Raw genomic sequence first — 26,600 nt, forward strand, 5'->3', positions numbered from 1 at the left:
CGCGCAGATCGGCACGCGGGGCATTGTCATGTCATACTCAGCGAAGCAGCACGACCGGCCGTCGGCGGGTCCCTGCTCGCAGGGCTTCGTCTCCTGCACTTGCCGCTCCCAGCAGGTCGAGCACCACGTTCTCCGGTCGATGCGCCGCGCCCTTCCCCGGGGCCTGGCTGCCAGCAGCTCATCGAGCTGTCCGCCCGCACGTGGTCGACGCAGATCCGACGTTCGACGTCGCAGAGAGCACACCATGAAGAAGATCATCACCGCCTCGATCATCGGCGCAGCGGGCGTCGCCCTCCTGCTCGGAGGCGCCGGCACGTTCGCGCTCTGGAACTCCAGCGCCGAGACCGCCGGGGGCACCATCGTCGCCGGCGCGCTCTCGATCAAGCCGACCACGCAGGCGGCGAGCTGGACCGTCAACGGCGGGTCGCCGCTCTCGACGCTGGACGGCTACCCGATCGTGCCGGGCGACGTCGTCACCTACTCGCAGGACATGGTCGTCACCGCGAACGGCAAGGGTCTGAAGGCCACCTTGGCCGTGGATCCGGCCTCGGTCGAGGCAACCTCGACGTCGGCCCCGGCGGACGTCGCACTGGCGAAGTACCTGTCGGCGAACGCGGTGCTCACCGCGTCCGGTGACGGGGTCTCCGGTGCCGCTGCGCCGTACACGGTGACCGGGCAGACCGGCTCGCAGCAGGACGTCCGCGTCGGCGTGACCATCGCCTTCCCGAAGAGCACCACCCCCGGTGTCGAGGACGGCACGCAGAACGGGTCGGTCGACCTCGACGCCATCGCCGTGACCCTGACCCAGGCGTGAGCCGCCGGCGCCGAGGGGGCGCGATGACCGGCTGGCCGACGGCGACGTTGCTCGCCGTCGCCGCGGTGGGGATCGTGGCGGTCGTCGCCATCTCCACCGACGGTGGCACGTTCGCACTCCTCAGCGCCCGGTCCTCGACCGAGCCCGCGACGATCACCGCCGGGTCCGCGGACCTGTCGCTGAGCAGTCTCGCGCTGCCGTCCGCACCCCTCTACCCCGGTGCCACCGAGTTCGGCGTGGTCACCGCGACGAACACCGGCGACGTCCCCCTCGACCTCGGCGTCGCGATGGCGCGAGCCGGAACGACGACGTCGACCTCCGGCGTCCGCAGTGACCTGCGGGTGACCGTCGGCGCTGCGACGTCGGCGGCCGTGTGCCGAGCCGGCAGCGTGCGCCCCACGTGGTCCGGCACGCTCGACTCGACCTCGCCGCGGTCCGCGGGCATCGCGCTGCCCCCGGGCGCCGCCGTCGTCCTCTGTCTCGCCGTCGCGATGCCGGCCGACGCAGCCGCCTCGCAGCAGGGCCTCGCCACCGACTTCACCACGACCATCAGCGGGACGCAGGCAGGATCATGACCGACCGCACTCCACGTCGACGCGTGCTCCTGCTCGGAGCGACGGCCGCCGCGGTCGTCGCGCTCGAACTCGTGAGCGGCGGGTCGGCGTGGGCGACGTGGACCGCCCCCGCGCAGTCCGTCCGGGCCGCAGCGACGACCGGCTCCGTCTCGGTCGGCATCCGCGGCGTCGAGGACCTCGCCACCACGTACTCCTCGGCCGCGCTGTCCCACACGGCGCTCGTCACGGTGTCGAACTCGGGATCCGTCCCCGCGACCACCTCGCTCTCGCTCGCGGCGACCGCCGGGTCCGCGGTGTCGAGCGCCGTCCGGGTCGACGTCTGGCAGTCCACGAACGCCAACCCCTGCTCCGGTGCTCCCTCGAGTGCCGCGATCACCGGTTCGGGCACGACGATCGCCCCCGTGGTCGCGACCCTCGCCGCCGGCGCGAGCCGTTCGACCTGTGTGCGGACGTCGGTCAGCCAGGGTCAACGTTTCGACCTCTCCGGAGGCGCGACCACCCTCGATGCGACCGTCACCGCCCGCCAGGGATCCTGGGTCGGCACCGCGCACGCCCGCGCGGCGCAGAGCATCGCCGACACCGTCACCCCGTCGGTGCCGTCGAAGACCGCCGAGACCGACAGCAGCATCACCGTCACCTGGGCAGCGCCCGCGGACACCAGCGGCATCGGGTCCTACGCCGTGTACCGGGACGGCGTCCTGGTCAGCGTGACGTCGGCGTCCGTCCGGTCCTTCACCGACACCGGTCTGCAGGTCTCGAAGTACTACGCGTACACGGTGCGAGCGGTCGCCAGCGGGACGGGCGGCCACGCGTCGCCGTCGTCTCCCGGCATCCAGCACGCCACCGGCTGGTACACGTCGACGAGCCGGTACGTCCTGCGGAACGACGCCACCGGCACGTGCGTCGCGAGTGGTGGGTCGGCGTCCGGCTCGCCGATCACCACGACGTCCTGCACGACCAGCGCGACGCAGACCTGGCGCTTCACGCCCGAGGACGACTGGCTCCGGATCACGTCTCCGTCGAACCCGTCGCTGTACTGGGACGCCCCGAGTGACCGCTCCGCCCTGCTCCGTCCCGACAACGACATCAGTGCCCAGAAGTGGACGGCCGAAGCGGTCGGCGCGGGCAGTGGGCTCTTCCGGTTCCGCAACCGGAACGACCTCTGCCTGACGGCGTCGAGCGGGTCCGCCGCCACCAACCCGATGACGGTCGCCGACTGCAGCACGTCCGGGCTCCAGCTGTTCTCCCTCCGGGCCACGTCGTGACGACCGCAGTGCCGCAGTCGGAGCCGCAGCCGCAGCCGCAGCCGCTGGGTGCCCGCTGGTCGGGCGCCCTCCGGCTGCTGGGCCAGACGGCCGCGGTCCTGCTCCTGATCGTCGTGGTCGGGCTCGCGGCGCTGGCGATCCTGGTGCCGCGGATCACCGGTTCGGTGCCGCTCACCGTGCTGACGAGCTCGATGGAACCGGGGATGCCACCGGGCACCCTGGCGGTCGTCCGCCCGGTGGACCCTTCGGACATCGGTGTCGGCGACATCGTCACCTACCAGATCCGGGTCGATCGGCCCGGCGTGATCTCGCACCGGGTGGTCGCCGTCGCGATCGGGGCCGATGGTCGCCGCCTGTTCACGTTCAAGGGCGACAACAACTCCGCTGTCGATCCCGAACGGGTCGTCGCCGCGCAGGTCATGGGCCGTGTCTGGTACTCGATCCCCGGCCTGGGGTTCGTGAACACCGCCGTCGCGGGCGACACGCGGGCCTGGCTCGTGCCGACGCTGGGCGGCGGGATGATCGGGTACGCCCTGCTGCTGGTGATCCGCTCGGTCGCCGTCACCGGAGCCCGCGGAACGTCGCACGGACGTCGTCGACGAGCAGCTCCGGCTGTTCGAGCATCGCGAAGTGCCCGCCGCGCGCGACCTCGTTGAAGAACACCAGGTCCGTGTACCGGCGCGCTGCCCAGCGGCGCGACCGGCGGACGTACTCGCCCGGCATGATGCTCAGGCCGACGGGCAGGGTCAGCGGTTCCTCGACGGTGCCCGGGGTGGCCCAGCCGGTCCGCGTCGCCTCCCAGTAGAGGCGCGCCGCGGACGCAGCGGTGTTCGGCAGCCAGTACAGCATGACGTCGTCGATGATCTCGTCGAGCGGGAAGAGCCGTTCGGCATCGCCGTGTTCGTCGTGGGAGCCGCCGACGTCCTGGAACATCGCGTAGATCCACGACGCCAGCCCGACGGGGGAGTCCGCCAACGAGTACCCGATGGTCTGCGGGCGGGTTGACATCTGCTGCGAGTAGGCCGACAGCTCCCGCCAGTAGTGGCCGCTTTCCTGCAGCATCACCCGCTCGTCGGGGGAGGCGTTCCGGGCTTCGTCGTCGGTCGGCATGAACAGGGCCATGTTGAGGTGGATCCCGGCGAGTCCGATGTCCCCGGCGGCGTGCAGTGCCGCGAGCTCCGCGGTGACGGTGGCGCCGAGGTCGCCGCCCTGGGCGAACCAGTCCGTGTACCCGAGCCGGGACATCAGCACCGACCAGGCCCTCGCGGTCCGGGCGGTGTTCCACCCGGTCGTCGTCGGCTTCCCGGAGAAGCCGAACCCGGGCAGGCTCGGGATCACGACGTGGAACGCGTCCGCCGCGTCGCCGCCGTGCGCCACCGGGTCGGTGAGCGGACCGATCGCGTGGCGGAACTCCAGGACGGAACCGGGCCAGCCGTGGGTGAGCAGGAGCGGGCGGGCGCCGGGGACGGCGGACCGGACGTGCAGGAAGTGGACCTCGAGCCCGTCGATGTGGGTCGTGTACTGGCCCCAGCCGTTCAGCAGCGCCTCGGTCCGGCGCCAGTCGTACTCCGTCGTCCAGTGTTCGACGAGGGCGCGGACCTTCTCGAGTCGGGGTCCCTGCGAGGTATCCCCGACGGTCTCAGCATCGGGCCAGCGGGTGGCCAGCAGACGGCGGCGCAGGTCGTCGAGCTCCGCCTGGGGGATGTCGAGGGTGAACGGGGTGATGGCTGCGGTGTTCGACATGAGGTCCTCGGGTGCTCTGCGTCAGGGCGGCTGTCCGTCTTGATCGCAGATGATCTTTGCACAAGACGATCTTGTTCCGGTACGGTCTCCGGTATGGACAGTCCGACGCCGACCGACGCACTCCCCGAGATCGACTGGGGTGCCGAAGGGATCGAATCCGAACTCGGGTGGGCGCTGCCGCTGGCGCTCCAGGGCTTCACGCGTTTGGGCAGCGAGGCGGTCGCCGACGTGCCGGGAGGTCCCCGTGGCTACCAGGTGCTCGTCGCGACCACGACCGAGGAGCCGTCGTCGCAACTCGGGCTCGCGCAGCGCCTCGGGATCGACAAGACCCAGATGACCTACATCGTCGACGCGCTCGAGGCGGGCGGGTTCGTCGAACGCCGCCCTGCCCCGACGGACCGGCGGGTGCGGCAGGTCCACCCCACCGACGCCGGCCGTACCCTGCTCGCCCGGACGCGGTCCGCCCTGCGCGGCGCCGAGGGCGTGCTCATGCGGCACCTCGACGACGACGAACAGACGACACTGCGCCGGCTGCTGGCCCGCGTCGCGCTCACCGCCGGGCTCGGCACCGCCGGACCGGACCAGGCGGACCCCACGTTCCAACACCCCCTCGCCGTCCCGGAGCGATCCCGACGGCGCACCGCGACGACCACGTCGACCACCACTGCAGTGAGGCCCCGCCCATGACCACCACCATCCTCGTCGCCGGCGCCACCGGCGACCTCGGGCACCGCATCGTCCGCGAGCTCACCCAGCACGACGTGCGGGTCCGGGTCCTCACCCGGCCCGGCAGCAGGACCGCCGCAGAACGCTTCGGCGACGACGCCCGTGTCGACGTCGTCGCCGCCGAGTACGGCGACCACGACGCCCTGACCCGGGCCGTGAGCGGGGCCGACGTCGTGGTCTCCGCCGTGAGCGGGACCCGCCCGGTGATCGTCGACGCCCAGCGCGCGCTGCTCGCGGCGACCGTGGCGGCGGGCGTCCGGCGGTTCATCCCATCCGACTACTCGGCCGACTACCGGCGGATCGCACCCGGCACCAACCGCAACTTCGAGCTGCGGCGCGAGTTCGCCGCCGACCTCGACGCGGCCCCGGTGCAGGCGACCTCGATCCTGACCGGCATGTTCACCGACCTGCTGACCGGCGAGGCCCCGATGATCCTGTCCGGCCGTCGGCTCGTGCTGTTCTGGTCGTCGGCGGACCAGGTGCTCGACTTCACCACGAAGGACGACGTCGCCAGGGTCACGGCCCTCGCTGCCCTGGACGACGATGCTCCGCGGGTGATCGAGATGGCGGGCGACCAGGTCACCGCACGCGACGTCGCACGCACCATGAGCGAGCTGACGGGGGAGCGCTTCCGGCTGCAGTGGGCCGGCACGACCGGGACCCTGTCCGCGATGAGCGCCGTCGGCAGGCGCCTGTCGAAGGACCCCGACGAGACGTTCCCGGCGTGGCAGGGGATGCAGTACTTCGTGAGCATGTTCAGCGGGCAGGCGCAGCTGCACCACGTCGACAACGACCGCTACGGCGTGCAGTCGTGGACGAGCGTCCGTGACGTGCTCCGCGCACACCTCAGTGGACAGGGCCACCCGGCGACGGACTGACGGGCGCGGTGTGCGGTCGTCGGCGACGGAGCAGGAACGCGAGACCGACGACGACGACCGGCACCAGCGCGAGCGCGGCGAGCCAGACGAGGACGTCCCACTCTGGTGAGAGCGGCACGCCGAGCGTGCTCGACGAGGTCCGCCACACCTGGTCGCCGGGCCCCTCGTGCTCGTCCATCCCAGTGACCGGGAACAGCAGTGCCGTCACGACCGCCCAGCCCACCAGTACCGCGACGGCGATCAGTGTCCAGGGACGCGCAGCGGACGGGGCGGACATCTGTGTCACCGGACCGCAGTCCGCGAGCGCTCGGCCCGGGTGCCCCACCACGTGGCGACCAAGGCTGCGGCTCCCAGTGCGAGCCCGACGACGCCTGATCCGAGGCACGGGATGAGGGCGAGGCCCAGGCCGATGTTCGCGCCGCCGCCCTCCGGGCCGTAGGACGCGTCGTACATCAGCGCCCCGACGCCGAGGAACCCCACGGCGAGGAGCACGGTGCTGACCCAGTGGAGTGTGCGGGCTGTGGTCATGGCGGTTGTTCCCCTCGAGAGTGCGGTTGACGAATCCTCGCACGGCCGTTCGGCCGCACATTCCCGGAGCGGCATCAGTCGATCGGCACGCGGCCGGCTCGGGCCGCCCGGACGATCTGCCAGACGCAGACCGCGAGCACGACGGCGCCGGTGACAGCCGCGACCCACGTGCCGGCGACACCGATCATCGGCGTGGTCGTGCAGGAGCTCGTGCCCGCTCCGGGGACGGCGTCGAGACACGTGGTCGTCTGGACCAGCAGCAACATCGACACCGTCACGGTGACGACCACCGCGACCGTGGCCCACCCCACCACTCGTTCCACCGTGCTCCGTCCTGCCTGCCATCGGTGGCTCAACCATGCCGCACGCCGGGCCGGACCGGTGTCTCGATCCGGCAACGACTCAGTCGTGCCAACAGGCGGACAGGCGGACGGGAGGCCCGGTGCCAGCTGGCACCGGGCCTCCCGTCCGTCAGCCGCTCACGGTGACCGCATCGCTCACGCCACGACGGCGGCCGGCGGCACCGGTCCGACGATCGCCGCGACGTCCCGTCGCCGTGCGGCGCCGGTCCGCACCCCGTGCGCCACCGACAGGGACACGGCTGCGGCGACGATCCACGCACCCAACGTGAGGAGCGCGCCCGTCGCGCCAGCCCCGTCGAAGTAGCTGAACCCCGTGACGGCGCCGAACGCGGCACCCGGCGGGAGGGCCTGTCCGACGGTGGCGAGCACGGGTGGCAACAGGTGGGTGCTGATCGTCGCACCGCTCGTCGCGTTGCCGAGGGTTGTGAAGAGGAGCGTCGAGGCGATCACGCCCATCGGTCCGACGATCGAGGTGATCGCCATCGTGGACAGTGAGACGGCGACGGCGAGGAGCGAGAGCACCACGATCACGGCGCCCGTCGCTGCGGGGACGGCGCCGTCGATCGGCCCGGCGATGACGGCGACCACGGCTGCCGCGGCGATGCTCCCGACCACCGTGACGGCGATCCGGGTGCGGAGGCGCGCGAGGGCGCCGAGTGAGTTCATGACCTGCGCCAGGATGAACGCCGCCAGGGTCGTGCCGAAGACCAGGTAGAACCCAGCGATGCCCTGGGCATCGTTCGTCGCGAGCGGGACGACGTCCTGTGTGCTGGTGACGGAGGCACCGGCGCCGGCCGCGACCCCGGAGAGCATCGTGGTCGCGGCGGTCGTCGCGCTCCGTCCCTCGGCGCCTGCCGTGTACAGGGACCAACCGTCGCTGCCGGGGACGAGGGCTGCGACCGCGTCGCGGGACCGGACGAGGTCGCGTGCGTCGGAGGGGGAACCGGCGGTGCGCACGTCGGCGCGGTCGCCGAGCGCCTCGCCCGCCGCGTCGGCCACCTGGGTGCCGACGACGGCGATGGGCAGGTGGTGGGGTGTCGGGGCCTTCTGCAGGCCGATGTACAGGCCGCCGAACGCTCCGGCGACGGTCATCGCGACCAGGATCTGGGTGACGAGGACGGGCAGGACCCGGCGGACCGGGGGGAAGCCGGCGGGCTTCGCAGTGTTGTTAGTAATCGATTCATTACTCATGGAATCGGATGATACCCTCGCGGCATGGAGACAGCAAGGGGTCCGGTCCCGAAGGGTGCGGAGCGCATGGCCGGCAGCCAGCGGCGCGAGGCCACCCTGACCGCGGCGGCCGCCGTGTTCGCCCGGCAGGGGTACCACGGCGCGACCACGGAGCGCATCGCCCAGGCCGCGGGCATCAGCCAGCCGTACGTCGTCCGGATGTTCGGCTCGAAGGAGAACCTGTTCCTCGCCGTCGTCGACGGGTGCCTCGAAGCCGTGCTCGACGCGTTCCGGGCGGCACTCGACGACGGGCAGCCGGGCACCGTCGCGTCCCGCCTCGGCGCTGCGTACCGTGCGCTCGCGACCGAGGACGGCGTGCACCTCATCGTGATGCAGTCGTACATGCTCGGTGCCGACCCCGTCGTCGGACCGGTCGCCCGAGACGGCTTCACCCGGATCCTGCACTTCCTGGTCGAGGAGGCCGGGCTGTCGGAGTCCGCGGCGGAGTCGTTCCTGGCCAAGGGGATGCTCATCAACACGCTGCTCGGCATCCGGCTCGGGGACCAGGACGACCCGCTCGCGCAGCGGTTCACCCAGACGGTGTTCGGCCCGGACCCCACAGGACCCGGGCCGACCGACCGCTGACGAGCGTCGTCGTCAGGCGACGCGCTCGACCCGTTCGACGAGCTCCCTGACGGCGTCCGTCGCACTCGGGCGCTGCGCGGTCTCGTCACCCAGTCGCCGTGCCGCGGCGAAGTGACTGCGCTCCGCGAGCATCCGGTGCACCGCAGGACCGACCGCCGACGGCTCGTCGACCACGACCGCGACACCGGCCTCGGCGGCACGGGCGGCGTTGATGAACTGGTCCGCGCCCTGCGGGAGCAGCACCATCGGCACGCCCACGCTGGCCGCGGCGAGCACCGTGCCGGCGCCGGCCGCTGCGACGACCAGGTCCACGCCCTCGAGCAGCTCGCGCATCGGGCGGAACGGCACGAAGTGCACGTGCTCGCTGTCGTCGAGGCGCTCGCCGATGACCCCGACGGTCGCCACCAGGTCGGCCTCGTCGGGCTGGAACCCGTCGAGGATCGCCGTCAGCAGCGCGGCGTCGCCGAAGACCGTGCCGAGGGTGACGAGCACCCGCGGTCGTCCTCCGCGCGCCGAGACCGGTGCAAGCGGCTGCTCGGCGGCGGCGGCGGCGTCCGGTCGGCTGTGCGGTTCGGAGCGGAACGGGATCGTGACGGGCGGCTGCGTCCACCCGGGTGCCTGCAGCGACACCGGCGTCGGGTCGAGCAGGGCGATGGGCGGGGTCGGCACCACTCCTCGCTCGGCGTAGCGGGGGAGGACGAGCTCGGCCATCGGGCGGCGGAACTCCTCGGGGACCTCGGGGCCGAAGGCGACGATCGCGTACGGCACGCCGAGTTCCGCGGCGACGAGCGGCCCGACCAGGTCGACGGCGTCCGCGACGACCACGTCGGGCGCCCACCCGCGCGCTGCGCGCACGGCGTCGTCGGCGGTCAGGTCGACGCGGGTGCCGGCGAAGAACTCGGCGACGGCCGCGGGTTCGGGCCGGTTCGCGGGGTCGCTGCCGGGGATGCGGCGGGCCACTTCGGAGAACAGGTCGGGAGGCATGGGTCCGGCCGCCAGGACCGGCACCGTGGGCAGTTCGGTCGCCAGGGGCTCGCGCATCCCACCACTGGTGAGCAGGGCGGCGTCGTGGCCGGCCGCCTGTGCGGCACGGGCGAGCGGGACGAGGGGCAGGAGGTGTCCGAGTGCGGGGACGCCGGAGAAGAGGATGCGCAAGAGGGGTCTTCCTGGTTCGGGGTCAGTCGGCGGCGAGGACGAGCGGGATGCTGTGTCGGCGTCCGGTGACGAGGGGGAACGTGCCGGCGGCCACCATGAGCACGAGGCTCACGAGGGCGGCCGGCAGGGCGGCCTGCAGGCCCAGGTGGGGCTGCGTGCCGGGGACGGTGACCGCGAGCGCGACGGCTTGTCCGCAGGCGGTCAGCACGAGGACGACGGCGGCGACGAGGACCGCGGTGCCGACGAGGATGACGGACTCCCACGCTGCGCGGGCGAGCACGGTGGCGCGGGACCCGCCGGCGGCCTCGACCAGCGCGGCCTCCTGCTCGCGGGTGCGTCCGGCTATCAGGACGGTGGCGGCCGCGCCGAAGAGCGACACGAGCAGCGGCCCGCCGAGCATGAGCAGGACGCTCTGCACGTCGAGTCCACCACCCGACGACGACCCCGTGGTCCGTTGCACGGCGTCACCCAGGGTGTCGAAGCCGGCGAAGAGGCTGCCGGGCAGGGCGATCGTGATGACGAGCGCGCTCACCGTGGCGCTGCTCCGGTCGACGGAGAACGCGGCGGCGTTGCGTGCGAGGAACCACGATGCCGATCGGTGCGCGGGCACCACCGCGGTCCAGGCCCGGAGGGTGGCCAGGAACACCACGGGGCCGATCGCGGTGCAGGCCGCCGTCACGAGCGGCCCGATCAGCAGCACCTGCCCTCCGGTCCGGACGCCGGCGTCGACGATCGAACCGGTCAGGAGCCCGGCGAGCAGCAGTGCGACGGCACTCGCGGCCCAGCGGGTCCAGGTCGTCCGGGTGCGGACGGACTCGGGCTCCCGCAGGACCTCGATCGGGCGGACGAGACCGGCTCGGCGCGACGGCCGGAGACTGCTCAGGACGACCACGACCGTCACGGCGAGCACGACCGAGACGACGCTCGTCGGACCGAACCGTTCGTCGAGGTCCCGGAGCCCGTCGGACTCCGACAAGCCGAAGTGCAGGAACGCCGGCACGAACGGCGCCACGACGAGGCAGCCGATCGTGCTGCCGACCAGCGCCACGACGGCGAGCTGCAGCCGGACGACCGCCGTCACCGTGCGGGACGGCACCCCCACCAGCTGCCAGAGCGCGTAGCCCCGCCGCTGCAGGTCGATCGTCAGGCGGGTGACGCTGCCGAGGACCGCGGTGACGGCGACGATCGTCAGCACGACGACGAGCGACGCGAGCGTGGTGAGGCCGCCGGCCCGGAGCAGGCCCGTCGGTCCGCCTGACCCGATGATCGCGAAGCCGGTCTCGAGCATCCCGGCCGCGATGGCGGCAGCCGCCGCGGTGGCAGCGCTGACGACGAGTGCGCCGATCCAGATGCCGGCGTTCTGCCGCAGGTCGCTCAGGACGAGTCGGAGCACGTCAGGCCTCCTGCGCGGCGGCGGTCAGGGCTTCGAGGACCTCGGCGGCGTCCGGGTGCGCCAGCTCGCGGTGCACGGCCCCGTCGCGCAGGACGAGCACACGGTCGGCACGCGCAGCCGCTTCGAGGTCGTGCGTGACCATCACCACTGACCGGTCACCGTCGGCCACCCGGCGCAGCAGGTCGAGGACCGCGTCACCGGCGGTGGTGTCGAGGGCGCCGGTCGGCTCGTCGGCGAACACGACGTGCGGTTCGGACGCCAGGACCCGGGCGATCGCGACCCGCTGCTGCTGCCCGCCGGACAGCGCACCCGGTCGGTGGTCCCCGCGGTCGGCGAGTCCGACCGAGGCGAGCGCGGCGTCGACCTGGGCTGCTGAGACCGGCCGGTGGGCGAGGCTGGCGGGCAGCGCGATGTTCTGCCGCGCGGTCAGCGACGGGATGAGGTTGAAGGACTGGAACACGAAGCCGACCGTCGAACGCCGGAGTCCCTGCAGCTGCTTCGGTCGGAGGGTCTCGAGGCGTTGCCCGGCGATCGACACCGATCCGCTGTCGTAGGGCTCGAGGGCGGACAGGCAGTACAGCAGCGTCGACTTGCCGGAGCCGCTGGGGCCGACGACGGCGACGAACTCGCCCGGCAGCACGGACAGTGAGACACCCCGGAGCACCGGGACCCTCGACTGTTCCGGCCCGGGGAACGACTTCGTCAGGTCGTGTGCCTGCAGGAGGGGTTCGGTCATGGTGTCAGTCCGTCTCGTTCTCGTCGTCGTTCTCGGATGTCGGACCGCAGGATGCCGAGGACCCGCGCGTACCGACGCTCCTGGTAGATCCCGTGCACAGCGGCGAGCAGGACGGCCGTGACCACCCCGGCGGCCAGGGACCCGGACGGCGCCCACGTGCTCGCGGTCAGCAGTGCCGCCCCGGCACCGGCGACGATGCAGTTCACGACCGCGATCGCGCTCGACAGCGTGAAGAACACCCCGCGCCAGGACCGCCGGAGCCCGATGTCGAGCAGCTCGTTCGGCGCGATCCGGTCCTCGGGCACCGGGAAGTACCGCGGGGCGCCGGGCAGGATCGTGCCGTACCAGCGGCGGATCCGCTGCATCGCGGCGAGGGCGACCACGTCCTCCAGCGAGGTCTGGACGAGTCGCTCGTAGGTGAAGACCCCGAGCAGCACGACGACCGGGATCACCACGGCGAGGTAGCCCGTGGCGAAGTCGGTGTCGGCCAGGAACCCGAACGCCACCAGGGCGCTCGACAGTGTCGTCAGGTAGATCGCTGCCCGGGTCGACGACTCCGAGACGGTGATGCCGCGCGCGGTCTGGAGCACGAAGTGCTCGGTCACGAGGGCCGTGAAGAACGCGCTCGGCGCGTCCGGCAGCCGCGCAGCCGCGTGGTCGGCGGTGTCGTCGGCGGAGCCTTCCGGCATGGGCGCCTCCCGGTGGTCGTCGTGGTCGCGACCCGATGCCGGGTCGCCGCCACGAGGCTCGCAGCTGGTCCGCCCACGGTGCATCCGTTGCGTGACGTAACCCGTGCCTCCAGGTCGTCGCCCGGTGCGTCAGTCCGTCGGACCGGACGCCGCCAGCGCGGCCGCCAGCTCGGTGCGACTCGTCACGCCGAGCTTGGGGAACACCTTGTACAGGTGGGTGCTGACGGTGCGGTGCGACAGGTAGATGCGGTCCGCGATCTCGCGGTTCGTCATGCCGGCGGCGGCGAGCCGCGCGATCTGCAGCTCCTGGGGTGTGAGCCGTTCGCGTGTCGGCGCCGTCGTGCTGTCGGCCCGTTCCGGGGCCTCGCCGGCTGCGCGGAGTTCCGCCGCGGCGCGGGCGGCGAAGCCCGCGGTGCCGGCGGCGTCGAACGCGTGGAGCGCCTCGCGGAGGTGCAGCCGAGCCTCGACCACCCGACGCTCGCGGCGGAGCCACTCGCCGAACAGCAGCTGGGTCCTCGCCAGTTCGACCGGGGAGTCCGCGAGGCGGCCGGCCTCGATCGCGCGGGCGTAGAGGGACTCCGGGTCCGCGCCGCCCGCGCCGTCGGTGTCGGTTCCCGTCGAGTCCGTGCCCTCGGCGAGCAGGGCCCGGCTCCGCACGACGAGGGCGGTCAGGTGCGCGGACCCGGTGGTACGGGCGACCGCCTCGGCCTCGGCGAGGTTCTCGACGACCGAATCGGGTCGACCGCCCCGGACCGCGGCCTCGGCGCGGTCGGCGATCGCCCACAGGGACCGGGTCGCGTGGACGGTCATGTGCGTGAACTCGATCTGGGCGTCCCGGTGGCGCCGCTGACCGAGGGCGACCAGTCCCGCTGCCCACCGCGCGTCGGCGCTGGCCAGGGCGAGCCGCCCGCCGTGCGCGAACTCCGAGCCCTCGCGCAGGGCGGCCAGCGCGGCCTCGTAGTCGCCGAGCAGGGCGTGGCCCCGGGCGAGCGTGGCGTAGGCCATCCCGGCGATGAGCGGGAGCTGGACGTCGCGGGCGATGCGGACGGCGTACTCGGCGTCGGCCAGACCGTCCCGCACCCGCCCGCGCAGCATGAGCACCGTCGCCCGGCCGCGGAGCGCCTGGGTCTCGTCGGCGACGGCGCCGAGCTGGTGTGCACGCTCGTACGCAAGCTCCCAGCACGTCAGCGCGGTCTCGAGGTCCTGCTGGGACTCGGCGGCGATCGCGAGGGACGCCATCGCGAGCGGCTGCTCGGTGAGCTGCGGCACCAGGTGTGCGAGTTCGGTGCGCAGGTGGTGGGCGGAGCCGAGTGGCGCCAGCACGGCGAGGGCCACCGACTTCAGCGGGCTCGCCGAGCGTGTCGCGAGCAGGGCCGCCTCGATGTCCTTCCACTCCGATCGCGGCAGGTTGCGGCCGCGGGCGTTGAGGGCCGCCGCCCAGAGCACCCGCACGAGCCGGTCCGCGTGCTCCGGGCCGGCGAGCACGGGCCGGATCCGGCGGAGTTCGATGCGTGGTCGACCGGCAGCACCCGTGGTCAGGCTCAGCACCGTCTGCGTGACGGCGGTCTCGGTGACCGTCTCGGGGTCGGCGGCGAGGGAGTCGACCTGCTCCAGGAGCTCGATCGCCTCGGCCGTCATGCCGGCGGCCCGTGCGGTCTCGGCAGCCCGGCCCAGCCGACGTGCCCGACCGGTGACCCCCTGCGACAGGGTGGCCGCACGCTCGTAGGCCCGGACCGCCTCGGGGCGGGCACCCCGTTGTGCCGCGCGGTCGGCGGCGGTCTCGAGGTCGGCGGCGATGGACTCGTCCCGCTCGAACGTCGCCGAAGCCCGGTGCCAGGCGGCGCGCATGCCGTCGGTGACCACCGACGCGAGTGCCCGGTGCGCCGCGGACCGTGCGGCGGCCGAGGCGTTGCCGATCACCGCCGAGCGCAGGAGCGGGTGTCGGAAGCGCAGGGAGACGAGGTCGGTGCGGAGGAGCCCGAGTTCCTCGAGCGGCTCGAGGTCGTCGACCCCGAGGTCCATCGTGCGGGCCGCCGCCATGACGTCCTGCAGGCCGGCGTCGTCGGCCGCCGCGGCGAGCAGCAGGAACGAGCGGCTGCCGGACGGGACGGCGGCGACCTGCTCGAGGAACGCCTGCTCGAGCCGCCGCGTGGTGGGGAGCCGGGATGCGATGGTGGCCGGGCCGCCCGTGGTCCAGGTGACGGGCAGTTCGTGCAGGGCGAGTGGGTTGCCGCCGGCCTCGGCCAGCACCCGTCGGCGGACCGAGGTGGACAGGGTGCCGGCGTGGGCGTCGAGCAGGGCCTCGGCGGCGGCGTCGGCGAGCGGTCCGAGCTCGAACCGCGTGAAGCTGCACGGGGGCGCGGCATTCGGGGCGTGTCCGGTCCGGGCCGCCGCGATGACGACGACCGCGGCGTGCGTGAGCCGGCGCCCCACGAAGTCGAGCACCTCGGTGGTGGACCGGTCGAGCCACTGCAGGTCCTCGGCGCGGACGAACACCGGGCGGTGCGACGCGGCCTCCTCGAGCAGTCCGAGCGTCGCGGTGCTCACCAGCAGGCGGTCCGGACTCGGGCCGTCCTCGACCGCGAGGGCCGTGAGCAGTGCGGTGCGCTGGCGCGGCGGCAGGGCGGATGCGAAGGGCAGCAGCGGGTGGAGCAGTTCGTGCAGGCCGTCGAAGCCCACGCTGATCGCCCCCTGGATGCCGGTGCAGGTCAGGACGCGGAAGCCGGTCCGCCGCGCGTGCCGCTCGACGGCGGCGAGCAGGGTCGTCTTGCCGATGCCCGCCTCGCCCTCGACCAGGACCGCGGCGCCGCGCTCCGCCGCTTCGTCCTCGGCTGCCGCGTCCGCAGTCACCGTCGCGGCGTCGTCGAGCAGGCGCGTGAGGGCCGCGAGTTCGTCCGCGCGGCCGAACAGTGCACGGTCGGGGAGTGGCGGTGACACGGCTCGTTCGGTGTCCACACGCTGCCCTTCGCTCGTTTAGGTGATCTTTCACCTAAGTTACGTCGCGCTGGTGCGTGAGGGCAAGCGGAGCTAGGGGTGGTCGGCCGGTCGGGGCAGGGTGCCGTGCTCGAGCACTGACTCGTACACGCGCTCGAGCACGTCGGCGAAGCCCGCCAGCTCGTCCTCGCGCAGGTCGCTGAAAAACATGTCCTTGACGAGTTCGGTGTGGCGCGGCGTGGCTTCGCGGAGCGTCCGCCAGCCCGTGTCGGTCAGGGCGACGGCGGTGGTGCGCCGGTCGTGCTCGCTCCGACGGAGTTCGAGGAACCCGCGTTCGGCCATGCGTTTCGCGTGGTGCGAGGCACGGCTGCGCTCCCACCCGATGCGGGTCGCCAGGGCCGACATCGTCATCTCGCCGCCCGGCTCGCTCGTGAGGGCGACGAGGACGTCGTAGTCGGCGAGCGAGATGTCGCTGTCGGCGCGCAACTGCCGGTTCATCTCGTACCGCAGGCGCAGCTGGAGCTTCATGTACGCGTACCAGGTCCGCACCTGCTCGGCGCTCATGTAGGCGTACGGGGACTCCGGGGGCACCTCGTGCTGCATCGACATCGCCCGTGTCCTCCTGCCTCGCCCGCCGTCCAGACGCCCGACCATCATCGCAGGGTGCCTGGCGCTGCGGCGGGTCGGGCGTCTGCGGGTGGGTTCAGCTGGTCAGCAGCGTGTAGATCTTCGCGATGCGGTCACCCTCGACGAAGCAGATGTCCATCCCGGACACGACGGGCGGCGCTCCCTCCGGTCCGAAGTGCCAGGCGAGGTACCCCATCCCGTGGTTCTCGTAGACCGGGCCGGCCGGCGAGAACACGAACCCGGGGGCCTCGTCGAGCAGGCGCTGCGCCTTGGTGTGCAGGGCGTCGTGGCCGGTGACGACCTCGTCGGGGTCCAGGAACTCGACGTCGGGGGCGTAGGTCCGCTCCATGGCGGCGCGGCGGCGGTCCGGGTCGCGTTCCCCGAACACCTCGAACAGGTTGGCGTGCATGAGCGATTCGAGCGGTTGCGACATGGTGTCTCCGTCGGTGGTCGGTGGTCGGTGTCGGTGTGCGGTGGCGGTCTCAGTCACGTGTGCGACGGGGACCGGTCGGTCCAGTCGAAAACGAGGTCCCGGTGGGCGATCGCCCACGCGCCCTCGACCCGGACGAACCGGTCGAGGTAGCGGATGGCCATCGTCAGGAGCACCCGCTCGCCGCCGTCGTGCAGGACGTGGAACGCGACGCAGTACGTCTCGCCGTCGGCGGTGTCGGGTCCCGTGAACCGGATCACGGACTGACCGTTGAGGTACGTCGTCACCTCGTACCGGGCGATCAGTCCGGCGAACGTCTCGGCCAGGTGCTCCCGACCGTGGATCGTGTCGACCGGCTCGTGCGAGGAGGGGTCGCCCTCGTACAGCGCGACGACCCCGTCCTCGGTGAACACGGACGCCTCGAGCACGGCGTCGCGTCGGTCGGCTCCGCGGGCGTAGGTCGCCAGCAGCGTCCGGATCTCCTCGCGCGCGACGAGCGTCTCGAGCGTCTCCGGGGTGCCCGCGCGGGCACGCTCCTGCTCAGGCAAGGGCGGCACGGAGCGACGCGGTGGCGAGCATCAGCGCGTGCTTCGCGGCCTCGGTGTCGTGCAACGCGTTCACCATCACGAAGTCGTGGACGATGCCGCCGAAGCGGGCGTTCGTCGCCTTGACGCCGGCTTCGCGCAGGCGTGCCGCGAAGGCCTCGCCCTCGTCGCGGAGCACGTCGGCCTCACCGGTGATGACGAGGGTCTCCGGCAGGGTCGCGAGCACCTCGAGCGGTGCGCGGAGCGGCGACACCGTGGGCAGGGCGCGCACGGCCTCGTCGGTCGTGTACTGGTCCCAGTACCACTGCATGCCGGCGCGGGTGAGGAAGTAGCCCTCGGCGAACTCCCCGTACGAGCCGGTGTCGAACGCGGCGTTCGTCACCGGGTAGAAGGCGACGAGCTTCACGAACTCGACGTCCCCGCGCTCGGCGGCGAGGAGCGCCAGGGCGATCGCCATGTTGCCGCCCACCGAGTCGCCCGAGACCGCGAAGCGCGAGGCGTCCAACCCCTTCTCGCCGCCCTCCTTGACGACCCACCGGGCTGCGGCGTAGGACTGCTCGAGCGCGACCGGGTGGCCGACCTCGGGGGAGCGGTCGTACTCCGGGAACACGACGGCGGCGTTCGACCCGATGGCGAGGTCGCGCACCAGGCGGTCGTGGGTGTGGGCGTCGCCGAAGACCCAGCCGGCACCGTGCACGTACAGGACCACGGGCAGGTTCGCGGTGGTGCCGGCCGGCTTGACCAGGCGGATCTTCACGGTGCCGGTGGGACCGCCCTCGATCTCCAGCCACTCCTCGTCGACCTCGGGCTTGAAGATGGGGGAGTCCTGCACGGAGTCGACCGCCTTGCGTCCCTCGGCGGGCGGCAGGTCGTTCAGGAACGGCGGGTTCGACGTCGTGTCGACGAACTCCTGGGCGGCGGGCTCCAGGGCGATGTGCTTCGGGTTTCCGGTCATGGTGGGCTCCTCGTGGATCGCTGGTGACGGATGGTGCGTGGCGTGCTCCACGCTGACAGGAGGCCCGTCCCGGCAGCATCCGTCAGGTGACGTATCCGGAACCCAGCGTCCAGAGCCGCTCCGCGTCAACGTGGTCCAGCGCGTACCGCGCCACCCCGCGGTCGTGGCCGGTGCCGTCGTCGAGCACGGGCGACTCCTGGTTGTCCTCGAAGTACCGCCCGGTCACGCCGGCGACCAGCGGGGAGGCGACCAGCAGTGCCGACGTCGCCGCGCCCTGCGCCGGGGTCTTGAAGAACGGCTGCTCGATCCGGTTGCCGTCGTCGTCGAGTGCGCCCATCGCCCGGAGTGTCGCGTCGTCGAGGTGGCGCTGCAGCCGGGTCGTGATCCAGCCGGGCATCACCGCGTTCGCGGTGACGCCGTGCTCCGCCCAGCGGTCCGCGACGCCCACCGCGAGGAGCACGTCGGCCGTCTTCGACTGCGCGTAGGCGGCCCACCGGTCGTACGGACGCACGGCGAAGTGCGGGTCCTCGAAGTGGAACGGGGAGCGCAGGTGCGCGGTCGAGCTCACCGTCACCACCCGGGCGGACCCGGCGGCGAACAGGTGTTCCCGCAACCCGAGCAGGAGGGCGAAGTGACCGAGGTGGTTCGTCGCGAGCTGCATCTCCCAACCCGATGCCGCGAGTTGCTTCTCGGGCAGGGCCATCACGCCGGCGTTGGCGACCACCCCGTCGACCGTGCCCTGCCACGCGTCCGTGAAGCGGCGCACGGAACCGAGGTCGCTGAGGTCGAGCGCACGCGGCACGACCAGGCCACGGGCCTCCAGGTCGGCGAACGCCGCGTCCGCGCGGGCCGTGTCGCGCACCCCGACGACGACCTCGGCTCCGGCACCGGCGAGGGCGCGGGCGGTCTCCGCGCCGATGCCGGAGGCGCCGCCGGTCACCAGGTACCGGCGGCCGTGCAGGTCCACGTCGGCGAGGACGTCGGCCGCGGTGGCGGACGCGGAGAACGGGGTGCGGACGGGATCAGACATCGTCGCGTTCCGTCCGTGCCGTGGCGAGCCGCTCGAGGATCCGGGCCAGCTGCTGCGGCATGTCGCCGGGCTTCCGGGCGGTGACGAACTGGCCGTCCTCGACGACCGGCTCGTCGATCCAGGTGCCGCCGGCCGCACGGACCTCGTCGGCGACCTCGCGCCAGGACGTCAGGCTGCGTCCGTCGACCAGCCCGGCGGAGGCCAGGACCTGGGGTCCGTGGCACACGGCACCGATGAGTCGGCCCGTGGCGGCGAAGTCCCGGAGGAACGCCAGGGCCTCGGGGACGGTCCGGACCTCGGCCGGGGCCAGGCCGCCGGGGATGAAGACCGCGTCGTAGTGCTCGGCGGTGGCGTCCGCGACGCGCTGCAGCCCGGTCCGCAGGGACAGGCCGACGTACCCGGTGACGGTCCCGCCGTCGGGCGTCAGGACGTCGACGTCGTAGCCGGCCTCGACGAACCGGTAGTAGGGGTAGAAGAACTCGACGTCCTCGACGCGGTCCGCGGTGACGATCGCGATGCGGCCGATGGGCGGTCGGTCGGCGCGGATCGCGGCACGGTTGTCGGTGACGCGGGGGTCGGTGGTGGTGGGCACGGTGGTCACTCCTTCGGTTCCGAGGTCGTTGCCTCGGCTTTGTTTGACAAGCATCAAACCATTGAGATCATTCCTGATAGGTTTGATGCATGTCAAACGAAGAGTCGAAGGTCGGGCACGACCCCTTCCCGCTGCCCGACGTCGACGACCTCGAACTCGTTCGGGTGCTCCGGGCGGCCGGTGACCCCGCGCGACTCGTGATCATCGAGCGACTGTCGGACGGCGACTACCACCCGTGCAACCTCACCGACTACCGACTCGACATCCACAAGACGACGCTCTCGCACCACTTCAAGGTGCTGCGCGAGTCCGGACTGACCCGGACCCGTGTGACGGGACGCGAGCACGCCGTGCAGCTGCGCCGGGACGCGCTCGAGGCGCGCTGGCCCGGGCTGCTCGACACCCTCGTCGCGGCTGCGGTGCGGGACGACCCCGAGGCGCAGGCGGCGCCCGGGTGACGGCGGCGGGCTAGCGGCGAGCCGCTGCCGCCAGAGCGGCGGACATGCCGGCCCGGTCGTGCCGCACGCCGTACGCCGGCTGGTCGCGTTCGTACCGCCAGCCCTCGCTCAGCGGTCCCACGTCGACCACGTCGAACCCGAACCGGTCGAGCAGCTCGGTGACGACGGCCTTCGCGTCCGCGTCGTCCCCGGCGACGGTCAGGGCTCGGCGCCCCGGCGTTCCGGCGGGGGACCCGTCCGTGGTGACGTCGGCGGCGCCGAGGTTGTTGAACGCCTTGATGACGCGAGCATCCGGCAGCGACTGCTGGAGCAGCTCGGAGGTGGTCGGCACCGCGCCCTGCTCGAGCTCGTCCACCGGTCCGAAGAACTCCGGGTAGTAGTTGCCGGTGTCGACGACGACCTTGCCCGCGAACGCCTCGGCCGGCAGGTCCCGGTAGCCGTTGATCGGGATCGAGACGACGACCACGTCACCGGCCCGGGCGGCGTCGGCGACGGTGGCTGCTCCGGCACCGGGGGAGAGCTCGTCGATCAGGGACTCGAGCGTCTCGGGCCCGCGGGAGTTCGCGAGGACGACGTCGAGACCGACGGCGATCGCGCGGCGGGCGATCTGCGCGCCGACGTTGCCGGCGCCGATGATGCCGAGGGTCTCGAGGGGGGTGCTGGTCATGGTCCGTGCTCCTGACGTGGTGCGGGTGGTGTCCCGCCAGGATCCGTGGTCCGGCCGGTCGGGGGCATCCGTCGGACGACGTAACCGCACCGCGGCGGCGTCGTCCGACGGGTGCTGCCCCGGCTACCGGATCTCGAGGTCGTACAGCGAGTAGCCGTACGGGGTCGCCCGTTCGACACCGTGCACGCGGACGTACCGCCACGAGCCGTCCAGGGCGTGCCGGTCGGTCCCGCCGTCACCGTCGGTCTCGGTGGCGAGCGTCGTCCACCCGTCGTCGCCCGCGTTCCGCGCCTCGATCCGGTAGGAGCGTCCGAAGGCGTCCTCCCACCGAAGCACCGCGCCGTGCAGGCGGTGCGGTGCGCCGAGGTCGACGGCGAGCCACTGGTCGTCGGTGTGCCCGCTCGCCCAGCGCGATCCCGGGTCGCCGTCCACGGCGTTGTGCGCGGGCACGCCGTCGCCCTCGTCGGCCGACGACGACACGGTCGCCCGTCGTGCCAGGTCCGGCGTCGGTTCGCCCTGCGTCGAGGTGACGCGGAGCGCCCAGAGCGAGACGCCGAACGCGGTGTGCCGGCGGTCCGCGACGACCCGGACCCAGCGGCCGGTGACGTCGTCGCCCTCCAGCCGGTGGGTCACCTCGCCGCCGGTCCCGTGGTCTTCTTCCGCGACGGTCCGCCAGGGGGCGTCTTCGTCGTCGCGGACCTGGACGCGGTAGGCCTCGGCCCACGCGGCCTCCCAGTCGAGCTGCACCTGGTCGATCGGCACGACCTGCCCGAGGTCGACGGCCACCCACTCGCCGTCGCGTGCTGCGCTGGCCCACCGGGTCCGGTCGTCGCCGTCCACCGCGTTGCCGCCGGACAGGTCGCCGCGCTCGTCCGACGAGGTGGTGACGGGCTTGCCGGCGGCAATGTCACGAGAGCGGGCGGGTGCCGTTCCGCCGTCGTCGTCACCGTCGGTCGCCTCGTCGAGGGTCGTGACGGTGGCCGTCCCGGATGCTCCTGGCACGGTGGCCGTGACCGTCGCGGTCACGCCGCCCTCGGTCGCTGCGGTGACGACGCCGCCCGGTTCGACACTTCCGCCGCCGTCGACGGCCCACTCCGGGCGGTCCGCGGCGAGCCGCCCGCCGAACCCGTGGCGGTCGAACCCGTAGGCCGCCATCCGGACCGTGTCACCGGTGCGGACGGTCGCGGTGCGCGGCGCGACGAGGACGTCCTCGACGTCGACGGTCGAGGCCGCCGGGGTGCCGGACACGTGCACCTCCCAGATGGAGTACCCGTACCCGGTGAGGCGGTCGGTCAGGTGCAGGCGCACGAACCGGGCGGTCTCGCCCACGGGCACCGTGTCCATGTCGGCCGTTGTCTTGTCGACGGTCCGCACGTCGCGCCAGGGGTCGTCGGCGGTGTCCCGGACCTGCAGCACGTACCGTGCGGCGGCGGCGTTCTCCCAGTCCACCCGCACGGTGTCGACGTCGGTCAGCCGCCCGAGGTCGATCGTGTAGTCGACCTCGTCCACACCGTGCGCGCTCTCCCACCGGGTGCTGCGGTCCCCGTCGACGGCCTTCCCGGCGACGTTCCCGCCGTCCGAGGAGCTCGCGTCGACGTCGGCAGCCGCTGCGGCGTCGGGGATCGACGTCACCGAGGCGACGACCGCCGAGCCCTCGACACCGCCACCGGTCGCGACGACGTACCCGGAGCCCGCGGCGGTGGTCGTCACGGTGCCGTCGGTCCCGGCGCTCCCGGCGCCGGTGTACGACCAGGTGACGTCGGCGGGCAGGGCCGCCGGGTCGCCGTACTGGTCGTGGCCGGCGGCACGGAACCGCTGCGGCGTCCCGACGACGAGCCGGTCGAAGCCGGGCGTGACGTCGAACCCGGTGAGGACCGGTGCCGGTGCGACCCGGAAGGCGTACGACCCGTGCACCCCGCCGATCGTGGCGGTGACCGTCGCCTGCTCCGCGCGCTCCGATGCGCGGTGGAGGCCATCGGCGCTGATCGTGCCGGTGTCGGTCGACCAGGTGGCCTCGTCCAGCGCGACGGTGGCGCCGTACTGGTCGTAGCAGGTGGCGGTGAAGGTCGTGGTCGCGCCGGGGACGATCGTCTTCGGGGCGCCCTGGGTGCTGACGACCACCTCGGTGAGCCGCGCGTCCAGGTGCGACGTGATCTGCGTCTGGGCCGGGACCGCGATCTGGCCGATCACCTCGGTGCCCTCGTAGACGTCGTACGTGTGCTGCACGGTGTCGGGGTTGTCGAGCACGTAGCTGATCGTGCCGTCCGGTGCGCGGAACACCTGGCTGAGCGGGTCCGAGGTGTGCCGGTCGGTGACCTCGGTGCCGACGGTCCGGTTCGACATCGCCTGGTGGTAGACGAGGCCAGCCATCGACTGTCCGGTCACGGCCGGGTCGTCGGCGGCCCACAGTGCGGCGTGCACGTCGGCGTAGGTGTCCGGGTCGTACTGCCCGAGGAACCCGAGCACGACGTTGCCGAGGGCGTCACCCATGCCGCTGAACACCCGTGCGGCGTGCTCGGTGTCCTCGCCCGGGGTGTGGTCGGTGAGGTCGACGCCGTACAGCTGGTCGATGGTCGCGGTGTCGGCGCGGAAGTCGTCCACCAGGAACGGCATCAGCGGGGACGGCGTCGGCCAGTCCTGGGGCTTCCGGTCGGCGGTGGGACCGTCGAGCTCAGTGGGCACCAGCGAGTCGGGCAGGTTCTCCGGGGTCCAGTACCGGTCCGGGAACACCACCCGTCCGTCGTCCTCCACGCTCACCAGCAGGGTGTCGGTGGCCGGGTCGTACAGGGGGTTCGCCGCGGTTCGTCGGGTGATGTACCCGGGGTGGTTCGTCTCGACCGCGCGGATCGCGTCCTGCAGCTCACCGATCGCGGCCGGGCGGTCGCGGGTGATCTTCACGTCGCCGTAGCTGCCGACGCCCCACCACTTCTTCGTGAGCATCTGGATGCGTGCCGCGTTGCCGTCGGTGACGCCGGCCTGCCCGATGGACTCCGGGCGGGCGGCCATCATCTCGCGCATCAGGGCCTTCGAGAAGCCCGGGTCCCAGCCGAAGTAGTCGAACCACGGGGCGATCGGCATCCACTGGATGCCGGAGATCCAGGCGGGGTCGCCGGAGAAGTACGTCGCGTGGGCCTGCCCGGAGTCGAACAGGATCCCCGCCTGCCCGTGCTCGTACTCGTCCGGGAACGCGCCGTTGCCGTCGTACGACGCCGAGGCGGGGTTGCCGCGGACGTTCTGCCAGTAGTCGCGGACGGCCGCGCGCTCGGTGACGTACTGCACCGCACCGGCGGCCTGCATCTCCTCGTCGCCGAGGACCGAGCCGAGCAGGAAGAGCCCCGCCTCGGACTGGATCGCCTCGGACGACGACTCCTGGTTGTTGCCGCCGGGTGACGACACACCGCCGGCGTTCGACCGGCCTTCCCAGACGCCGAACGTGCGCATGTGCGGGAACCGGGCGTCGTCGCGGTCCCAGTTCGCGTACTGCTTCGCGACGAGTGTCGCCATGCCCTGGTACTTCGCGGCCCACTCGTGGTCGACCCGGCCGAGCATGGCGGTCGCGACGGCGAAGTACCCGTAGTGGAAGTGGTTGTCGTTGAACTGGGCCGACCCGTACGAGTCGGCGAACCCGATCAGGGCCTTCCACGTCGGGTACATCGCGAAGAAGTGCTCCGCTTCGCCGTCCGTGTACGTGTACCAGTCGGTCAGGGCGCGCTCGAGGGTGTCCTGCAGCGTCCGGGCGTCCTCGGTGGCACCGATCTGCCGCGCGATGGTCATGTACTCGGCGAGCTGCAGGACGTCCTTGCCGCCCCAGTAGGTGTCCCCGCCGTACGTCGTCCTCGCGGCGTAGTCGTGCAGGTACTCGCGCATGACCTGCTCGGAGTACGGGTCCTCCCCGACCGCCTCGGGCGTGGCACCGATCGGCGTGATGCCCGTGAACGCGTAGTCCAGGGTCCAGCCGTCGTGGCCGACGGTGGTCCGCATGGTGCCGCGCGGGGTCTCGTACGTGGCGCCGGTGAAGCGCAGGTTCGTGGTGGCGTCGGCGTACTGGTGCTGCAGCCAGCCCTGCACGGTGTCGTGGTCGTCGCCCTGCAGCGGGTCGGTGCGGATCGCCCACTGCTGGCGGACGTTCGCCGCCGCCGGGTCGTACGAGTACGTCATCGTCGTGTCACGGGGGACCGCGAAGGCGGTGCGGTGCAGGTCGTCGAGGGACAGCCCCTGCTCGGGCACCGCGCTGAGCACCAGGTAGGGCGTGCCGGATGAGGCCTCCAGCGCGTTCCCGACACGGGTGAAGGTCGTCCCGTCGGGGGCGTGCACGCCGAAGACGTGGCCGTCCTGGCGGATCTCGAACCGGTCCGTCGTCACCGGCAGGTCGAGCGGTTCGCCGTCCCCATCGGTGATCTCGGCACCGTCCTGCAGGGTGAGGCGCGGGGTCATGCCGTGGAACTCGAACCACTCGTACGGCGAACCCTGCACGCTCGTGACGTCCATGTACTGCCCGCCCGGGCCGTCCTGCGGCATCCGCCAGCTGACGTTCCAGTCGCCCCAGCGGAGCGCATCGGCCTGCTTCGCCCGGAACGTGGTCGCGAAGCGGTCAGCGAGGCCGTCCGGGGCGTCGGTGAGCAGGACCTGGTCGACCAGCACGTGTGCCCACCCGGCACGCAGGTCATCGACGATCCGCAGCTGCGCGGACTGCCCTCGGTGGGCGGAGACGTCCCAGCTGTCCCAGCGCAGCTGTTCGCTGTCCGTCCCGGTGCTGCTCGCCACGACGTCGCCGTCGACCAGGAGCTGCACGGCTTCGTGGTCGGGGTGCCGGCCACCGCCGACCAGGAACGCCAGGGTCGAGCGGTCGATCGTGAACGCCGGCGAGGTGAGCGTGCCGGTCGCGCCGTCGCCGTCCTCGTCGCTGAACGAGTTCAGGAAGCGTCCGCCGAGCCACCCGGAGACCGCGCTCTGCCCGGCGGCCGTCCCCGTGGCCGTGCCGGTGAACGCGTCACCGGTCGCGGTCCAGCCGTCGGGCAGGCCGTCCTCGAAGTCGGCGAGGGTGCGGTCGCTCGCGTCGGGGGTCGGCTCCACCGTCCCGCCCACCGTCACGGGGGACTCCAGGCGCATCGCTGTGCCGTCGCTGTTCCACCGCGTCGGGATCGTGACCTTCGTGCCCGCGGCACTGTTCGACGAGACGAACGGGTACGCCCACATGTCGCCGGAGTACTTGCTGACCAGCAGGTCCGTCCACCACTGGTTCGTCGGCGCCGGCTCGCCGGCCTTCGACGGGTCGATGTACAGCTCCTGGTCGAGCGTCTTCCGCACGTCGGCGATGTCCGTGATCTCGTCCGGCGGCGCCGGCGCGTAGGAGCCGGAACCCACCTGCACGCCGTCCGCGGCCGGACCGACGCGGGACGAGCCTCCAGGCTGTTCCTGCGGTGCGGCCACCGCAGCGGTCGGATCGGCCGGTGAGCGCGGGGTGTCCGAGGTCGCGGCGTGCGCCGGGGTGACGGCGAACGCCAGCAGCGTGGCGGCGGTCAGCGCGCCGGCGGTGGCGCTGACGGCCGCTCGGCGGAACGACCTGGGACGGACGGCGGGACGCGGTGAGGTCACCGGGACTCCTGTCGGAGGGGTTCGGCCGCGCACGACGTACACGGCCGTGGACGGCGGGGTCTGGTGGTGCGGGGCCTGCACCCGGACA

The 26,600-nt window shown here is 72.6% G+C and carries 26 protein-coding genes; 8 read left to right on the forward strand and 18 right to left on the reverse strand.

The window, feature by feature from the left end; genetic code table 11:
* Positions 1 to 244 precede the first annotated feature (244 nt).
* From DEJ06_RS07650 to DEJ06_RS07665, 4 genes are read left to right on the forward strand one after another with little or no spacing between them, the layout of a single operon-like run.
* Entirely contained in the window at positions 245 to 814 is a 570-nt protein-coding gene (locus DEJ06_RS07650) for an alternate-type signal peptide domain-containing protein (protein WP_111033128.1), read from the forward strand.
* Positions 815 to 837: 23 nt separating this feature from the next.
* Entirely contained in the window at positions 838 to 1,389 is a 552-nt protein-coding gene (locus tag DEJ06_RS07655; protein WP_111038925.1) for a hypothetical protein, read from the forward strand.
* The gene (locus tag DEJ06_RS07660) at positions 1,386 to 2,654 is read left to right on the forward strand and encodes an RICIN domain-containing protein (protein WP_111038926.1); all 1,269 of its coding nucleotides are present in this window, start codon (positions 1,386 to 1,388) and stop codon (positions 2,652 to 2,654) included. Before DEJ06_RS07655 ends, DEJ06_RS07660 begins: the two co-directional genes overlap by 4 nt.
* Positions 2,651 to 3,310: a signal peptidase I gene (locus DEJ06_RS07665; RefSeq protein ID WP_181436784.1), complete on the forward strand. Its 660-nt coding sequence runs from the start codon at positions 2,651 to 2,653 to the stop codon at positions 3,308 to 3,310. The genes DEJ06_RS07660 and DEJ06_RS07665 overlap by 4 nt, the downstream gene beginning before the upstream one ends.
* On the opposite strand, the gene DEJ06_RS07670 is transcribed toward DEJ06_RS07665, so the two are convergent.
* Complete coding sequence (locus DEJ06_RS07670) at positions 3,216 to 4,397, reverse strand: epoxide hydrolase family protein (RefSeq protein WP_111038927.1); 1,182 nt, start codon at positions 4,395 to 4,397, stop codon at positions 3,216 to 3,218. The two genes, DEJ06_RS07665 and DEJ06_RS07670, sit on opposite strands and share 95 nt — an antisense overlap.
* A gap of 93 nt (positions 4,398 to 4,490) precedes the next feature.
* Here DEJ06_RS07670 and DEJ06_RS07675 point away from each other — a divergent pair, with 93 nt between their 5' ends.
* Positions 4,491 to 5,084 (forward strand): MarR family winged helix-turn-helix transcriptional regulator, encoded by a 594-nt coding sequence (locus tag DEJ06_RS07675; protein ID WP_111038928.1) that lies wholly within the window; start codon positions 4,491 to 4,493, stop codon positions 5,082 to 5,084.
* Positions 5,081 to 6,001, forward strand: a complete 921-nt coding sequence (locus DEJ06_RS07680) for an NmrA family NAD(P)-binding protein (protein ID WP_111038929.1) — start codon at positions 5,081 to 5,083, stop codon at positions 5,999 to 6,001. Before DEJ06_RS07675 ends, DEJ06_RS07680 begins: the two co-directional genes overlap by 4 nt.
* On the opposite strand, the gene DEJ06_RS07685 is transcribed toward DEJ06_RS07680, so the two are convergent.
* From DEJ06_RS07685 to DEJ06_RS07700, 4 genes are all read right to left on the reverse strand, one after another.
* Complete coding sequence (locus DEJ06_RS07685; protein ID WP_111038930.1) at positions 5,970 to 6,278, reverse strand: hypothetical protein; 309 nt, start codon at positions 6,276 to 6,278, stop codon at positions 5,970 to 5,972. The genes DEJ06_RS07680 and DEJ06_RS07685 overlap by 32 nt on opposite strands.
* Before the next feature lie 5 nt (positions 6,279 to 6,283).
* Entirely contained in the window at positions 6,284 to 6,529 is a 246-nt protein-coding gene (locus DEJ06_RS07690; RefSeq protein WP_111024494.1) for a hypothetical protein, read from the reverse strand.
* 74 nt (positions 6,530 to 6,603) lie between these two features.
* On the reverse strand, positions 6,604 to 6,840 hold the full coding sequence (locus DEJ06_RS07695; protein ID WP_111038931.1) for a hypothetical protein: 237 nt from the start codon (positions 6,838 to 6,840) through the stop codon (positions 6,604 to 6,606).
* 186 nt (positions 6,841 to 7,026) lie between these two features.
* A complete protein-coding gene (locus tag DEJ06_RS07700; protein ID WP_146245814.1) occupies positions 7,027 to 8,082 on the reverse strand; it encodes a hypothetical protein in 1,056 nt (351 codons plus the stop codon).
* Positions 8,083 to 8,106: 24 nt separating this feature from the next.
* On the opposite strand from DEJ06_RS07700, the gene DEJ06_RS07705 reads away from it, so the two are divergent.
* Positions 8,107 to 8,706 carry a TetR/AcrR family transcriptional regulator gene (locus DEJ06_RS07705; RefSeq protein ID WP_111030396.1) on the forward strand — a complete coding sequence of 200 codons (600 nt, stop codon included), beginning with the start codon at positions 8,107 to 8,109 and terminating at the stop codon, positions 8,704 to 8,706.
* A gap of 12 nt (positions 8,707 to 8,718) precedes the next feature.
* Here DEJ06_RS07705 and DEJ06_RS07710 read toward each other — a convergent pair whose 3' ends face one another.
* The 11 genes from DEJ06_RS07710 to DEJ06_RS07760 form a co-directional block, all read right to left on the reverse strand.
* A complete protein-coding gene (locus tag DEJ06_RS07710; protein WP_111038933.1) occupies positions 8,719 to 9,861 on the reverse strand; it encodes a glycosyltransferase in 1,143 nt (380 codons plus the stop codon).
* A gap of 22 nt (positions 9,862 to 9,883) precedes the next feature.
* Positions 9,884 to 11,254: an FtsX-like permease family protein gene (locus DEJ06_RS07715; RefSeq protein WP_111038934.1), complete on the reverse strand. Its 1,371-nt coding sequence runs from the start codon at positions 11,252 to 11,254 to the stop codon at positions 9,884 to 9,886.
* Between the two features lies 1 nt (position 11,255).
* Positions 11,256 to 11,990 carry an ABC transporter ATP-binding protein gene (locus DEJ06_RS07720; RefSeq protein ID WP_111038935.1) on the reverse strand — a complete coding sequence of 245 codons (735 nt, stop codon included), beginning with the start codon at positions 11,988 to 11,990 and terminating at the stop codon, positions 11,256 to 11,258.
* Positions 11,987 to 12,679 (reverse strand): hypothetical protein, encoded by a 693-nt coding sequence (locus tag DEJ06_RS07725; RefSeq protein ID WP_111038936.1) that lies wholly within the window; start codon positions 12,677 to 12,679, stop codon positions 11,987 to 11,989. The genes DEJ06_RS07720 and DEJ06_RS07725 overlap by 4 nt, the downstream gene beginning before the upstream one ends.
* A gap of 129 nt (positions 12,680 to 12,808) precedes the next feature.
* On the reverse strand, positions 12,809 to 15,616 hold the full coding sequence (locus tag DEJ06_RS07730; RefSeq protein WP_220036495.1) for a LuxR family transcriptional regulator: 2,808 nt from the start codon (positions 15,614 to 15,616) through the stop codon (positions 12,809 to 12,811).
* A 90-nt stretch (positions 15,617 to 15,706) separates the two neighbouring features.
* Positions 15,707 to 16,222, reverse strand: coding sequence for a MarR family winged helix-turn-helix transcriptional regulator (locus tag DEJ06_RS07735; RefSeq protein ID WP_111030391.1), 516 nt, complete (start codon positions 16,220 to 16,222; stop codon positions 15,707 to 15,709).
* A 94-nt stretch (positions 16,223 to 16,316) separates the two neighbouring features.
* Positions 16,317 to 16,673, reverse strand: coding sequence for a nuclear transport factor 2 family protein (locus tag DEJ06_RS07740; RefSeq protein WP_258372441.1), 357 nt, complete (start codon positions 16,671 to 16,673; stop codon positions 16,317 to 16,319).
* Positions 16,674 to 16,726: 53 nt separating this feature from the next.
* A complete protein-coding gene (locus tag DEJ06_RS07745) occupies positions 16,727 to 17,218 on the reverse strand; it encodes a nuclear transport factor 2 family protein (RefSeq protein WP_181436783.1) in 492 nt (163 codons plus the stop codon).
* Complete coding sequence (locus tag DEJ06_RS07750) at positions 17,211 to 18,170, reverse strand: alpha/beta hydrolase (RefSeq protein WP_111038938.1); 960 nt, start codon at positions 18,168 to 18,170, stop codon at positions 17,211 to 17,213. Before DEJ06_RS07750 ends, DEJ06_RS07745 begins: the two co-directional genes overlap by 8 nt.
* A gap of 82 nt (positions 18,171 to 18,252) precedes the next feature.
* Entirely contained in the window at positions 18,253 to 19,200 is a 948-nt protein-coding gene (locus DEJ06_RS07755) for an SDR family NAD(P)-dependent oxidoreductase (protein WP_111038939.1), read from the reverse strand.
* On the reverse strand, positions 19,193 to 19,792 hold the full coding sequence (locus DEJ06_RS07760) for a type 1 glutamine amidotransferase domain-containing protein (RefSeq protein WP_220035445.1): 600 nt from the start codon (positions 19,790 to 19,792) through the stop codon (positions 19,193 to 19,195). Before DEJ06_RS07760 ends, DEJ06_RS07755 begins: the two co-directional genes overlap by 8 nt.
* Before the next feature lie 89 nt (positions 19,793 to 19,881).
* Here DEJ06_RS07760 and DEJ06_RS07765 point away from each other — a divergent pair, with 89 nt between their 5' ends.
* Positions 19,882 to 20,250: a helix-turn-helix transcriptional regulator gene (locus DEJ06_RS07765; RefSeq protein ID WP_111038941.1), complete on the forward strand. Its 369-nt coding sequence runs from the start codon at positions 19,882 to 19,884 to the stop codon at positions 20,248 to 20,250.
* Between the two features lie 10 nt (positions 20,251 to 20,260).
* On the opposite strand, the gene DEJ06_RS07770 is transcribed toward DEJ06_RS07765, so the two are convergent.
* Together DEJ06_RS07770 and DEJ06_RS07775 are read right to left on the reverse strand one after the other, a co-directional pair.
* Positions 20,261 to 21,007, reverse strand: a complete 747-nt coding sequence (locus DEJ06_RS07770) for an NADPH-dependent F420 reductase (protein ID WP_111038942.1) — start codon at positions 21,005 to 21,007, stop codon at positions 20,261 to 20,263.
* Positions 21,008 to 21,040: 33 nt separating this feature from the next.
* Entirely contained in the window at positions 21,041 to 26,512 is a 5,472-nt protein-coding gene (locus DEJ06_RS07775) for a discoidin domain-containing protein (protein ID WP_111038943.1), read from the reverse strand.
* Between the last annotated feature and the right edge of the window lie 88 nt (positions 26,513 to 26,600).

It is taken from the genome of Curtobacterium sp. MCLR17_051 (genome assembly GCF_003234395.1).
GTDB lineage: Bacteria > Actinomycetota > Actinomycetes > Actinomycetales > Microbacteriaceae > Curtobacterium > Curtobacterium flaccumfaciens.